Source organism: Pectobacterium quasiaquaticum, from assembly GCF_014946775.2.
In the GTDB taxonomy this organism is placed as follows: domain Bacteria; phylum Pseudomonadota; class Gammaproteobacteria; order Enterobacterales; family Enterobacteriaceae; genus Pectobacterium; species Pectobacterium aquaticum.
Genome location: NZ_CP065177.1, coordinates 2959659 through 2972400, shown reverse-complemented (window position 1 = coordinate 2972400; position 12742 = coordinate 2959659). Strand labels below are relative to the sequence as shown.

Below are 12742 nucleotides of genomic sequence, written 5' to 3'. Positions count from 1 at the left end.
TAATAATAAATACCCTCCAAATTCACTCATTGCTGGCTGTCCAGCTCAAGTTAAAAAAAATGATATAACTTGGGATAGATGATAATGAGTGATGAACGTATTTATATACCCCAGAATCATTAATTCAGTGAAGAAAAGCAAAGGCACTTCATTGGATATGATGATGATTTAAAGAAAACAGCCGATGATAAGCCAATTCTGCTTATCGATGCCGTTCATCCGATACCGGCAATAAAGCTCAGTTATGGGAGGATGCGGCAAGGGTATAAAATCAGTAAAAAAAAGAAATACCGAACTCAGGGCGAGATTGTGAACGTTTTATGATCAAATTCAGAACGCTTTGACCTGTGGATTGGGTGTGATCTTATGCTCCCTTTTCTTGGGAGCCATCCATGCAGCTTGATGCCTTTTCTGAATTCTTTTCTGAGCCTAACGACCCATGTGTATCAGCGAAAATCTCCTATCCACTCTTCGACATCCTGTTTCTGACGGTTTGCGCTATCATCGGCGACAGCGAGGGCTGGGAGGATATTGAAGATTTTGGACAGGCTCACAGTCGTTGGCTTTAGTGTAAATATTTGTTTAAAAAGATTTTTCATTCACAATACGATTGCTAGAGTGATGTCCAGTCTTGCCCTGAACAGTTTCAAGCCTGCTTTCTCAAATGGATGCAAGCGGTTAGCTCACGTGTCAAAGTGGAGCTGATTGCTATCGATGGTAAGGCTCTGTGTAGCTCCCATAATAGGGGCGACCGACAGTCGACCATTCATATAGTCAGTGCGTTTGCCATCGCTAACAAAGTGGCGCTCGGGCAAGTCAAAATCGATGCCAAGTCTAACAAGATAACCGCCATTCCTGAACTGCTGGCGCTGCTGGATATGAGAGGCTGCCTGATTTCGATTGATGGCGATGGGCTGCCAGACCGCGATAGCGGCCCAGGTTGTAGATAAGAGTGGAGCCGTAAAGGGCAACCAGGAAACCCTACACCGAGCTGTTCGAGAAGCCATGGCTCCTCTGGCACGCGAAGGAGGCCATCAGGCGACTATCGAGCAGTCATTAGGCAGGATAGAGCTGCGGAAATACCATTTGATGCCAGCCGGTTACATGGTAAAGCCATTTCCCATGTGGAAAGACTTAAACACGCTGGGTGTGGCGATTGGCTACCGTCGTGATAGCAAGGGCAATGCGTCACTGAAATATCTGTATTACATCAGTTCAGTCGACCTGACCGAAGAGCAGTTCGCCAATACCGTGCGAGGTCATTGAGGATAGAGCATCAACTGCACTGGGTACTGGACGTCACAATGAAAGAGGATGCGTGTCCTATCTATCCTAGGGAAGCGGCTCAAATATTAGCGACGGTGAGACATATAACCCTGAACAAGTGCTCTTGGCTGAAATTGACGCGACGAACAAAAATTGTACACTCATGTTCTCATCCTAGCTTAGCATTGCACTTCGGAGCTGAATTTTCCACTGTAAGCGAGAAAATGCGTCTGGATATATAGGGTCAAATCCATATATAAAGGAGGACACAATAATAAGTTGTACACGAGTTTGGATGCAAGAATCAAAGAAGATGATTATCGAATCAAAAGAGGGGGGGAGATAGCAGAATTATTCTCAGTGATAGTACATGTCGAGATAAATGTATTGTCAGAAAACAAAGAGTTTAAAGAGGATCTGTGCAGAAAAATAAGTGAACGAAGATTAGTGGAAAGTCTCTCGCATCAACTGTTAAGGGCAGAGAATTAATACTTATTCTTCATTCAGATTGGCCATTAACTAAACTGATTATTTTTTTGAGATATTTGGAGTGTACAGTTTACGTACAATGAGAGCTAATTTATCATTAAGTGGCTATTAACAAGTATTCATAATTTTGCCTCGCGTCAACTGTTGATTTCTGCTGGCCGTAGGTTTCGTTATTTTTCTCTGATTCACTCGGTTTGTTAGCAGAAATTATAGCTCTATTGTTAACAGTACGATGTCGTGAGCAGACAGCAGAAACGATCTCGTCTTCTATTTGATTTATTTAGGTAAATTCAGAATTCATTTTATGAATAGGCAAAAAATCTCAATAATAACACTGACGTATAATAATTGGTGTGATTTATCACTTGCTATTGAATCTGTATCACAACAAAAAATCTCCAGTAATATTGATATAGAGTATTTAATTGTTGATGATGGGACCAAAAATTTTGATTATCAATATATTTATTCTCTTCTTAAGGAGAAATGCCCGTTTCATTTTAGAATATTACAGAATGAAAATAATATCGGGACAGTTCGTTCTTTTAATAATGCTATAAAAAATAGTAACGGAGAAATTATTATACCTCTCTCGGCAGATGATCGGTTTTTTGATAATAATGTTGTGAATATGATTGCTGAAAAATTTCAGGACCCCGGTGTTTCTTTATTTACAACGAGACGTCTTCCTGTCGCTGACGGTAAAGTATATTCAAGTTTGCCAAGGAGAGATGAAATAGAGTTATTCGATAGTCAACACCTATTGTTTAATTATATTTTGAAACGTGGTAATTTTATTTCTGGTTCCTGTACCTATTATCGTAAATCTTTACTGGAAAGGCTAGGATATTTTGATGAAAGCTATAGATTATTAGAGGACTACCCTTTCTATATAAAGGTTTTGTTAAACAATATTACCATTCATTTTCTTGATATTATATCTATCAAATATAGTTTGGGGGGGGTGTCTGCGCTTGGTAAAAGAAACCCACTACTTACACAAGATTTTAGGAGACTATATTTGTATATAATCTCTCTTGATTATCTTAGTGTTTTCTGGAAAAGAAATATTTATTTTACTAAAGTTCTCTCTTTTCGCGAAAAAATGTCTTTAAAAAATATAATTATTTATCCAGAGCAATGTATCTTTTTATCATGCTTATCTTTTTTAAGAATTATTAAAAAATATGTTGGTGCTATAAAAATTTTTATCTCATCCAAATAAGAAATGTTTTTTCTTTATTATGAAAATAATTCTTATTGGTACAATAGGTGGGGTAAGAGCATGAGTCCTTATTATTTCACTTGGGTTGTTTTTTAACCAATCTTGCTGAGGTAGTTGGATTGTACAGTTTACAGACTGTGTGAGCTTAATTGATCGTCAGTGACAATTAAAAAATATTCGTGACCTTGCTCGTGACCTTGCTTTGGTATAACAGGATGTTATGCACGATGAGTATATTTTTTGAATATTTCGATATTTATATAGAGAAAATACATAATTATAAAGTTTCAGATAATGAACATATTGGAGTTATATAGTGAAGAAAATTGCGGTGATTGGAACTGTTGGTATTCCCGCTTGTTATGGTGGGTTTGAGTCTCTTGTAGAAAACTTGACATTGTATAAATCTGGGGGATATAAATACTATGTTTTTTGTTCTAAAAAAAATTATAAATATAAACTTTTATCATATAATAGCGCTGAATTGATTTATTTACCTCTGAATGCTAACGGAATACAGAGTATTTTTTATGATATATTATCGCTTATTAGATGTCTTTTTTTAAAGCCTGATACTGTTTTGATTCTAGGCATATCTGGAGGGATTTTTATTCCTTTTTTCAGGCTATTATCAAGATCGAAGATAATTACTAATATAGATGGACTAGAATGGAAGCGAGATAAGTGGAATTATTGGGGGAAAAAGTTCCTGAAATTATCAGAGTACTTTTCTGTAAAATATTCTCACGTAATTGTGACAGATAATCAGGCTATTGGTGACTATGTAAAGGAAGAGTATGGCGCTTCATCGGTTACTATTGCATACGGTGGAGATCATGCCCTTCGTAATATTGATTCTCTGCCTTTTTGTCGAATGGCTGAAAAATATGCTTTGGGGATTTGTCGTATTGAACCTGAAAATAATGTGAGTATGGTGCTAGAATCATTTTGTTTATTAAATCATAAGATTAAATTTGTCGGTAACTGGATGTCTAGTACATATGGCCGTGAACTCAAAGAGAAATACAGTAAATATGTTAATATAGAGCTAATTGATCCAATTTACGATCTTGATGAACTCTATAAACTGCGTAGTGGGTGTGAGATTTATATACATGGACATTCGGCTGGGGGAACCAATCCTTCTTTGGTTGAAGCGATGCATTTTTCTGTGCCTGTATTTGCCTATGATTGTATTTTTAATCGATATAGCACTGAAAATAAAGCTCATTATTTTAAAAATCCTTCACAGCTTATCGAATTAATTAGAAATACACACCATCAAGAGTTGAAAAATAATGCTGATAATATGCAAGTTGTTGCGCTGAAGCGATATACTTGGAAAGTGATTTCTTCATCATATGAAAGTTTGTATTAATTTTCTGGAAGGTGCTAAATGGCTGAGTTAAGGGTAATTCTTTCAAAGAATATGTATTTTGTGTTGGATATGGCGTGAAAAATAGGGGCTACGCACCAGTCGCTTGATACGAGGTCTTAGTGTCAGATAGTTGTTTATGAGTAAATACCAGACAAATATTTTCTTTCTATATTTCTCTGACATAACTAGTTCGTGGCAGATTTCATTCGTAGACCTATATAGTTATTTAGGGTGAGAATATTAATGCCTATTATTCACTCAGGTTGAGTATTAACCAAATTGACTATCTTTCAAGGATAGTTACTGTACCATTTACAGATAGCGCACGTTTGATTGATCGTCAAATGGCGATTAAAAATCATTCGTAATTTTGCCCTACCTATATAGAAGAGGTAAGTATGCCAGCGTTTTTTGTATTGTGTGCACTCCAGAGTCAGTGTTATCGTTACTTTAAGTTTTATAATGATAGGTAAATTTGAACACATGATGGTAATAGCGACAGCGAAGTACTTCATGTCCTTTGAGACTTTGGCCGTGGTGATAAAGCAGGATCAATAAATATTAACACGGGAAACAGAGAGTCTTAAAAGCGAATACTAGACATCGGATTAAATCAATTTTAGGTATTACCGAAATAAAATACTATTTTTACAAGGTAATGTATAAACTAAAAAAATTAAGTTATTATTATGTATAATTCATTTTTTAAACTACAGTTATCTAATGTATTAAAATGTAGAACTTATTTAAAACATAATACCAAGAGATTAATATATTCATTGCTATTCTCATATAAATTAACATCTTCTGGTCTAAATAATGTTGATTTCATAATTTTCGATACTACTCCATTAAAAGGAAGAAAAGATTATGAAAATTATATGTGTGATTTTATAGCGGCATGTAAGAAGCAACGTCCTGCCATAGAATATTCTGTAAAATATTACTTTTGCTTGTATGATGTTTTTTGTAAAATAGGGTTTATCTGTTTGAATGCTACGCGTGGATATAATTTAAAAGAACTAATTCAGTTGTCTCAACTTTATGATTTATACATAAAAATAAGACAGTTAAATTTAAAAAACAAAAAAATAGTGACTTTTTGTGATGCTCACCCTGAGGATAATCTTATATCTCAATTTTGTAAAAAGTATTTTGAGTGTCATACATATACCTTACAGCATGGTTATTATACTTTTTCCCCAGGGACTATAAACCAGGAAGTGTATTTAAACTTTGTCTCTGATTTTATGCTTTGTTGGGGAAATACCTCTGTAGACAATATTGTTGATTGTGGCATTGAACGAAAAAGGTTGATTCCTTTTGGGTGTTTTAAGCGAGCTGAGTTAATTTATAAAAAAGGTAATAATATATTTTTACTCCTTAATGGTAGGCATAATGCTTTGGGAAATAGCATTTTGCTCACTTTTGCTGAGAGAATAGTATCAGAAACAGGACTCAGTGTTTTTGTTAAAAAACATCCTGATGATTTGAATGATTATCCATATATTAATAATGTGACATTTGTTGATTCGATAAAAGAGGGTATGGAAAATTCAAAAGTTGCAATTTTATCTGAGAGTGGTGTATTTGTGGATTTTTATCTTTCGAGTTTTCCTTTTTTCATTGTTAATACACCTGATACAAAAATGGAATTCTCTCGATTACCCAATGCTATCGATTTGGATGAAGTTATAGATATAATCCAAGGCACGAAACCGATTTCTCCACAATCACTTCCATTGCTAATCACCATGTCACCAAATTTTAAGGAATTATAATGAAGGAAATTAGATTCTGGGGGTGGTATAGTGATTATGATTGTTTCACAATTTCCTCGTTACGAAAATATTATAATGTAAAAAATATCTCCATGTCAAAATTGACAAGGGTGTTTTTTAAAATTATCAAATTTTTTCTTCCTTCGGATATGGGCGTGAAAATTATCAAGTCCATTTTGAAAAGAAAGTTGAATCATGACTTTATTCTAATATTTAGTGATGATGTTTTGCACTATTTATTCTTGGTTAATGATTTGGCAACCCCAAGGAAAATAGTTATTTTCAGGAATTTAATTAATAAGAAATATAAGAAAAGAGTTGAGGGGTTGCGTGAAAGTGGTTTTGATATGTATACGTTTGATCCATCAGATGCACAGTTTTTTAATATTAAATTTAAAGATCAATACCTTCCTGTATATAAAGAAAAAGAAAATATTCCAGAGTGTAGAGCTTATTTCCTTGGCTTGAATAAAGGAAGGAGATTAATATTGAGTCGTCTTTCTGAGAAATTAACTGAGAAAGGTATCAATTCAGATATCACTATAATTGAAGAAAGCGACTTTTCATATTTATTTTTCCGAAAGAATGTAAGTTATCGGAAAAATGTGAATAATGTGTTAAAATCAAGTTATATCATAGATATAGTCAAAGAAGGGCAGGATGGGTTAACATTAAGAGCTTTAGAGTCTGTTTTTTATCAGCGAAAATTGATTACTAATAATAAAAAAATTGCAAGTTATGATTTTTTTAATCCACAGAACATATTAATATTAGATGATGATATGAATATTCCTGATGATTTTTTAAAAACATCATTTATTGTTCTGCCTGAAAATGTATTGGATAAATACAAATCAGATAATTACTACATTGGTATTATTGAAAAGGTATCCTAGTGTGATCCGAATTCTCGATTTATCAGCTGTTCTTTTCATTATATTTGTTTTTGCTTTTTTATTTGTGGCAAATAAAACTAATGAAAAATTGTTTTTTCTGATTTTTGTTATATATTCCATTTTCTTAAGTTTAAGAACAATTGGTGATGATACAGCTGAATATATTAGTATTTATACTGCTGTAGTACCACAATTTTCATGGGATATGCTTCAGGTTGTCAATGGTTTTAGGATAGAAGTATTATGGTTTAATTTTATTACTATTTTAAAAACCATAGGTATGAACAAGCATTATGTGTTTTTCTTTCTCTCCGCTTTTTTACCTTCACTTGCGATTATCTGGGTCTATAGAAAAACATGTTTGTTTTCAGTGTCAGTATCTGCATTTTTTTATTGTCTTTTTTTATTAATATTATACCAATATGAAATAAATGGGGTTCGCGCCTTTGCTGCAAGTTGTTTCGTATTTCTCGCGTTATGGTTTTTTTACGATAAAAAAAATTTAAAATGTTTGATGACGGCAATTTTTGCAATAATGCTACATACTAGTGCTTTTATTATATTGCCATTTATTTTTATTTTTAAAATTAAATTCAATGTTCGAGCGTTGTTTTTTCTTTTTTCTTTTTTCTTAATAATTATCATTGTTGCTTCTCAGTTGGATTGGGATGAGCCCTTCTTGGCATATATATACTTTAAACTAGATTATTATTTATTTTCTATTGAACATGATATGCTGAACGGAAATGGTGGTAGAGAGCTGTATGTCATTTTTGTACGTGGTTTATTTGTTGCATCGGCCCTTTATAGTTTTATTTTGTTGTTACTAGGTGCTGATTCTTATAAACAAAATGCATTTATTGAAGGTTTGTATAAATGTGCAATGTTCACAACGATTGGTTGTATGCTAATGATGATATTTGGTGTTTATATGTTTGCCTATAGAATATTAATGTTCGTACAAATAAATCTTATTTTCATTACCTTGCACAGTATGTTATATAAACCTAAAAAATATAAGTTACCTTTATTTATAGTAGTGACGGGTTTTTTCTGGACTTTTTTCATAATTTACGCTAGTAGATTCTATGATTCTTAAATAGTTTATATGGACACCGACCCAGTGCAAGCATGGGCAGATCTCTTTCTGACAAAGTAGTCACACATATATCCTGCTTCATGAGTCCTGATGAACATCCGTACTCTCTGGCTCCATTATTGCAATAGCCTTCTATGGCCCAGCTATTTGTCAGGTTTACAGAGAGTCGGTTCTACCCCAGTAAGTGTCAAGGTAGCTGTCACCCCTGGTTAAGTTAAGCGGCCTGTGTTTCCCGCTCCGGATTCAGTGTTACCGGACCTTCCGACTGCCAGTTTCTCGTTTTGCCTGACCAGCGCTCCGGGTGCGCTTTCTGTGCCGTCCGGTACAGGTCATCACGCTGCTTCAGCAGGGCATTATCTTCGCCACGGTGACGCTGTCCCAGCGTCACATATCGTATCCCGCTGTGACGATGCTCTTCGTTGTACCAGCGGGTAAATTTATCCACCCACTGACGAGCTTCACTCAGCGTTCTGAACCCCGACGACGGCCACTGTGGAACATATTTCAGTGTCCGGAACAACGACTCTGAATACGCGTTATCATTACTGACACGGGGTCTGCTATGAGACGGCGTGATATTTACCGATGTTCTCTATTCTCTGCATACGGCAAGTGGGGAGGGATATATTTACTGCCTCATTGAGCACCAGAGTAGTTCGGATAGCCATATGGCGTTTCGTTTGATGCGCTACGCTGTTGCTGCCATGCAACGTCATTTGGATGCAGGGCACAAAACATTGCCACTGGTCATTCCTCTGTTGTTCTGTCATGGTCGTGCCAGCCCTTGGCCTTTCTCGCTAAACTGGCTGTCATTGTTCAGTTGATCTTGACCCGCCATCTACGGACAGCTTTTGTATCTTAAGTTAACGATGCCCGCTGTTGCCGGTATTCTCGTGGAGAAAGGTATCCCAGCGCACTGTGCGGGTGATTTTCATTGTAATGCGTGAACGCTGCTGCAAGGTTTTGCAGCGCTGTTCTCACATCCGGTTTTGGCATGAACGCGATATAGTCTTCCTTCATCGTCTTCACGAACCGTTCCGCCATGCCATTACTCTGCGGGCTGCTCACCGCTGTTGTACACGGCTCCAGATTCAGCTCTCTGGCGAACCTCCGCGTTTCATGCGCGGTATACGCGGAACCGTTGTCCGTCAGCCACTGCACCGCTGTGTCCGGCAACTTATCGCCGAAGCGCTTTTCTACCGACCTCAGCATGACATCCTGCACGGTTGAGCTGTCGTAGCCTCCCGTGCTCGCTGCCCAGTCTATGGCCTCGCGGTCGCAGCAGTCCAGCGCGAACGTTACACGCAGTTTTTCACCATTATCGCAGCCGAACTCAAAGCCATCTGAGCACCAGCGCATATCACTTTCCGCAACCGCGATTTTACCTTGATGCTCACGTTTCAGCCGCTCTGGTTTGTCATGTAATAACAGCAGGTTATGCTCGCTCATGATCCTGTAAAGCCGTTTGGCATTGATCGGCGGCAGCCCTTCTGCACGACGTTGCTTACGCAGGATACCCCACACGCGGTGATAGCCATAACTCGGCATATCGCTGATGATATCGAGGATACCCGACAGTATTTCAGCGTCTGCTTCGTCATTACGCCGGTTACAACGCCTGTCCTGCCAGTCGGCAGAACGCTTCACCCGCAGTGATAGTTGCGCACGCGACACGCTCATGGCGCGGCTGACCAGAGCTATTCCCCGTCCTTTGGCAACAAGGGCGCGTGCGCTATCCATTTTCGCGACTGACCGTACTCCACGGCTTCTTTCAGGATCTCAACTTCCATCGTCTTCTTACCCAGAAGCCGCTGGAGCTCCCGGATCTGCTTCAGCGCAGCAGTGAGCTCTGAAGCAGGAACGACTTCCTCTCCGGCCGTTACGGCGGTGAGACTGCCTTCCTGATATTGCTTCTTCCACTTGAACAGCAGGCTGGGCTGAATACCGTGCAGGCGTGCGACGTGGGAGACATTCATGCCGGGCTCCATCGTCTGCTGGATAATGGCGATTTTCTCCTGAGGAGTCTTACGTTTACGGACTACTTGCCCTAAAAGGATCCCGTTCATCTTAAAATTGGCGTTAGTGTTAGACATATATTCAAGCCTATCTCTTATCTGGAGATACAGCTACTGTCTGGTGTTTCAGGGGGCTACATCACTGTCATTGTTCAGTGAACCAGAGATTGCCCGACAATTGTATACAGGCGCTTTCCCGTTGGTTGATGTTGGCGTATTAGACGATGATAACATCATGCAACACCTGCGTATGGCAATGCTGGAGTTGTTGCTCAAGCATATCCGCCAGCGAGATCTGGTCGACCTAACGGAACAACTGGTCACGCTATTGTTGGATGGGTACACTACAGGCGAACAATTGGTCACTTTGTTGAATTGGATGCTGCAAACTGGCGACACCAGCGAACCTGAGTTATTCCTACAGACTCTGGTCTATCGGTCACCACAACATGAGGAAGTCCTTATGACTATCGCACAGAAACTAGAACAGAAAGCGCGTATTGAGGGTCATACCGAAGGACTAGCCGAGGGGATGACGGAGGGGCTCAATAAGGGGATGAGTGAGGGTCGTCTCGAAGGTAAACGTGAAGTCGCGCGTGCTATGTTAGAAAATGGCATTGACCGTTTTTCTGTCATGCGAATGACAGGGCTGTCTTCCGAAGAGTTGGAACAGATCAAACACTAAAAAACGCTATTATCCTTATCCTTATCCTTATCCTTATCCTTATCCTTATCCTTATCCTATCTAGCTCTTCTGTAACATACGCTTTTTCATCACGTCAGAACTGTCTGATGTGGCGAAGAGCGGATGCGTCACTGAATGCAGGTCAAGTGTATCGTTTCTTGTGTAGCTCAATTGAGCTACAATCTTAGGGTTATTAAATCGAGGAAAATATCATGGCTGCAAATGCATTTGTACGTGCTCGTATTGATGAGAATCTTAAAAATGAAGCCGCAGAAGTGTTGGCTAGCATGGGGTTGACGGTATCGGATCTGGTGAGAATAACGCTAACGAAAGTTGCTAAAGAAAAAGCGCTTCCATTTGATATGCATGTCCCTAACAAACTTACCGCACAAGCGATGGCTGACAGCGAGAAAGGGGTTGACGTCCATACAGCAAAAGACGCCGACGATCTGTTTGAAAAATTAGGGATTTAATGGATGAAAAAGCAAAGGGAAATTGCGTATTCTGGCCAATTTCAGCGTGATATAAAGAAAGCGCAACGGCGACATAAAGATATGAGCAAGCTTAAAAGGCTTATGCAGCTTTTGCTTGAAGACAAACTACCGTTGCCACAGGAATATCAGGATCATCCTCTTCAGGGGAATTATAAAGGTTACAGAGATGCGCATATCGAACCGGATTGGCTTCTTAATTTACAAACTGACCGATGATGTTTTGCGTTTTGAACGTACAGGGACGCAATCAGACCTTTTCTAAATAGATTCATAAAGACGATTTTGTTGAGGAATGTTCTTTACCTGCATGATGATAAAAACGGAATATTCCAGCGCGTCAGAAAAAGTCAGATACCTGAGATCGCTTTGTCACAGATTGGGTGTAATCTTAGTGTCATGCATGGCGTTGTGAGATTACGCTGCTAAGTGAAAAGTGTTCGATAAAACAAAATCGTTCGCCAGATAAAAACCATCAGATTGAAGAGAGTCAATCCATGACATCATTGAAAGCTATTATCCCTGTAGCAGGTTTAGGGATGAATTTGTTACCCGTGACCAAGGCCATTCCTAAGGAAATGTTGCCATTGGTTGACCGCCCTGTGATTGAGAAAATCGTCAACGAGTGTGTGAGGGCGGGGATTAAAGAAATTGTTCTGGTGACGCATGCGTCTAAAAACGCAATTGAAAACCACTTCGATACCTCATTTGAGCTTGAATCTCTGCTGGAAGAACGCGCCAAGCGTCAACTGCTGGCCGAAGTACAGTCTATCTGCCCGAAAGGTGTGACGATCATGAACGTTCGCCAGGGGGAAACGCTGGGGTTAGGGCATGCGGTCTCCTGTGCTCGCCCAATCATTGGTGATAGTCCGTTTGTGGTGGTGTTGCCGGATGTGGTGCTGGATGAAAGCACGGCCGATCAGACGAAGGAAAACCTGGCGCTGCTGATCTCTCGCTTTGAAGAAACAGGGCGTAGCCAGGTGCTGGTGAAGCATCGTCCTTATGAGGTGTTGCCTGAGTATTCTGTCGTCGATTGTGACAAACCGCTGGTGAACCCGGGCGATGCCGCAGCGATTACGTCTATGATTGAAAAACCTGAGGCACCCTCTGAAACGGGGTCTGATCTTTCTGCGGTCGGGCGTTATGTATTAACGGCCGATGCCTGGCCACTGCTGGAAAAAGCGCTCCCCGGCGCATGGGGACGTATTCAGTTAACGGATGTCATTGCCGACATGATTGCGACGCAGCAGGTTGATGCTGTGCAAATGTCAGGCAAGAACTTTAACTGCGGCCGTAAATTGGGTTATGCGCAGGCATTTGTGTCCTATGGGTTACGCAATCCTGAGTTTGGTGCCGAATTTAAAGAAAGTATTAAGGCGCTGCTGAAAAAGTAATATTGTAGATAGGATTAAACCGC

General features: G+C 39.1%; 9 protein-coding genes and 4 pseudogenes. 11 read left to right on the top strand and 2 right to left on the bottom strand.

All coding sequences use genetic code 11. From position 1 onward, the window contains the following. The first annotated feature begins 392 nt into the window (after window positions 1–392). The 6 genes and pseudogenes from IG609_RS20640 to IG609_RS13585 all read left to right on the top strand — a co-directional run bounded on the left by IG609_RS20640 (window position 393) and on the right by IG609_RS13585 (window position 8134). Window positions 393–1508: pseudogene (locus IG609_RS20640) on the top strand (ISAs1 family transposase). A 551-nt stretch (window positions 1509–2059) separates the two neighbouring features. Then, complete coding sequence (locus tag IG609_RS13605) at window positions 2060–2980, top strand: glycosyltransferase (RefSeq protein WP_193400923.1); 921 nt, start codon at window positions 2060–2062, stop codon at window positions 2978–2980. Window positions 2981–3296: 316 nt separating this feature from the next. After that, window positions 3297–4358, top strand: a complete 1062-nt coding sequence (locus tag IG609_RS13600) for a DUF1972 domain-containing protein (RefSeq protein WP_193400921.1) — start codon at window positions 3297–3299, stop codon at window positions 4356–4358. A gap of 689 nt (window positions 4359–5047) precedes the next feature. Beyond that, a complete protein-coding gene (locus IG609_RS13595; RefSeq protein ID WP_193400919.1) occupies window positions 5048–6139 on the top strand; it encodes a hypothetical protein in 1092 nt (363 codons plus the stop codon). Window positions 6140–6294: 155 nt separating this feature from the next. Next, the gene (locus IG609_RS13590; protein WP_193400917.1) at window positions 6295–7035 is read left to right on the top strand and encodes a WaaS/CpsH family glycosyltransferase; all 741 of its coding nucleotides are present in this window, start codon (window positions 6295–6297) and stop codon (window positions 7033–7035) included. Between the two features lies 1 nt (window position 7036). After that, window positions 7037–8134 carry an EpsG family protein gene (locus tag IG609_RS13585; RefSeq protein ID WP_193400915.1) on the top strand — a complete coding sequence of 366 codons (1098 nt, stop codon included), beginning with the start codon at window positions 7037–7039 and terminating at the stop codon, window positions 8132–8134. Between the two features lie 214 nt (window positions 8135–8348). On the opposite strand, the pseudogene IG609_RS13580 reads toward IG609_RS13585, so the two are convergent. After that, window positions 8349–8717 (bottom strand): annotated as a pseudogene (locus IG609_RS13580) (integrase core domain-containing protein); the annotation flags it as partial. On the opposite strand from IG609_RS13580, the pseudogene IG609_RS13575 reads away from it, so the two are divergent. Beyond that, window positions 8713–8955: pseudogene (locus tag IG609_RS13575) on the top strand (Rpn family recombination-promoting nuclease/putative transposase); the annotation flags it as partial. The pseudogenes IG609_RS13580 and IG609_RS13575 overlap by 5 nt on opposite strands. 37 nt (window positions 8956–8992) lie before the next feature. Here IG609_RS13575 and IG609_RS13570 read toward each other — a convergent pair. Continuing rightward, a protein-coding gene (locus IG609_RS13570) for an IS3 family transposase (RefSeq protein ID WP_193400964.1) occupies window positions 8993–10200 on the bottom strand; the annotation gives its coding sequence in 2 pieces (ribosomal slippage) (window positions 8993–9879 and window positions 9879–10200; 1209 coding nt in all). A 97-nt stretch (window positions 10201–10297) separates the two neighbouring features. Here IG609_RS13570 and IG609_RS13565 point away from each other — a divergent pair. The 4 genes and pseudogenes from IG609_RS13565 (at window position 10298) to IG609_RS13550 (ending at window position 12719) form a co-directional block, all read left to right on the top strand. After that, window positions 10298–10834 (top strand): Rpn family recombination-promoting nuclease/putative transposase, encoded by a 537-nt coding sequence (locus IG609_RS13565; protein WP_193400913.1) that lies wholly within the window; start codon window positions 10298–10300, stop codon window positions 10832–10834. 212 nt (window positions 10835–11046) lie between these two features. Then, entirely contained in the window at window positions 11047–11307 is a 261-nt protein-coding gene (locus tag IG609_RS13560; RefSeq protein WP_193400911.1) for a type II toxin-antitoxin system RelB/DinJ family antitoxin, read from the top strand. A 3-nt stretch (window positions 11308–11310) separates the two neighbouring features. After that, window positions 11311–11590: pseudogene (locus tag IG609_RS13555) on the top strand (type II toxin-antitoxin system YafQ family toxin). A gap of 232 nt (window positions 11591–11822) precedes the next feature. After that, window positions 11823–12719, top strand: coding sequence for a sugar phosphate nucleotidyltransferase (locus IG609_RS13550; RefSeq protein WP_010296806.1), 897 nt, complete (start codon window positions 11823–11825; stop codon window positions 12717–12719). The last annotated feature ends 23 nt before the right edge of the window (window positions 12720–12742 follow it).

What these genes read in the sequence shown, in the direction of transcription:
- IG609_RS13605 (WP_193400923.1), top strand. Translation starts at nt 2,060, where the DNA reads ATGAATAGGCAAAAAATCTCAATAATAACACTGACGTATAATAATTGG.
- IG609_RS13595 (WP_193400919.1), top strand. Translation starts at nt 5,048, where the DNA reads ATGTATAATTCATTTTTTAAACTACAGTTATCTAATGTATTAAAATGT.
- IG609_RS13560 (WP_193400911.1), top strand. Translation starts at nt 11,047, where the DNA reads ATGGCTGCAAATGCATTTGTACGTGCTCGTATTGATGAGAATCTTAAA.
- IG609_RS13550 (WP_010296806.1), top strand. Translation starts at nt 11,823, where the DNA reads ATGACATCATTGAAAGCTATTATCCCTGTAGCAGGTTTAGGGATGAAT.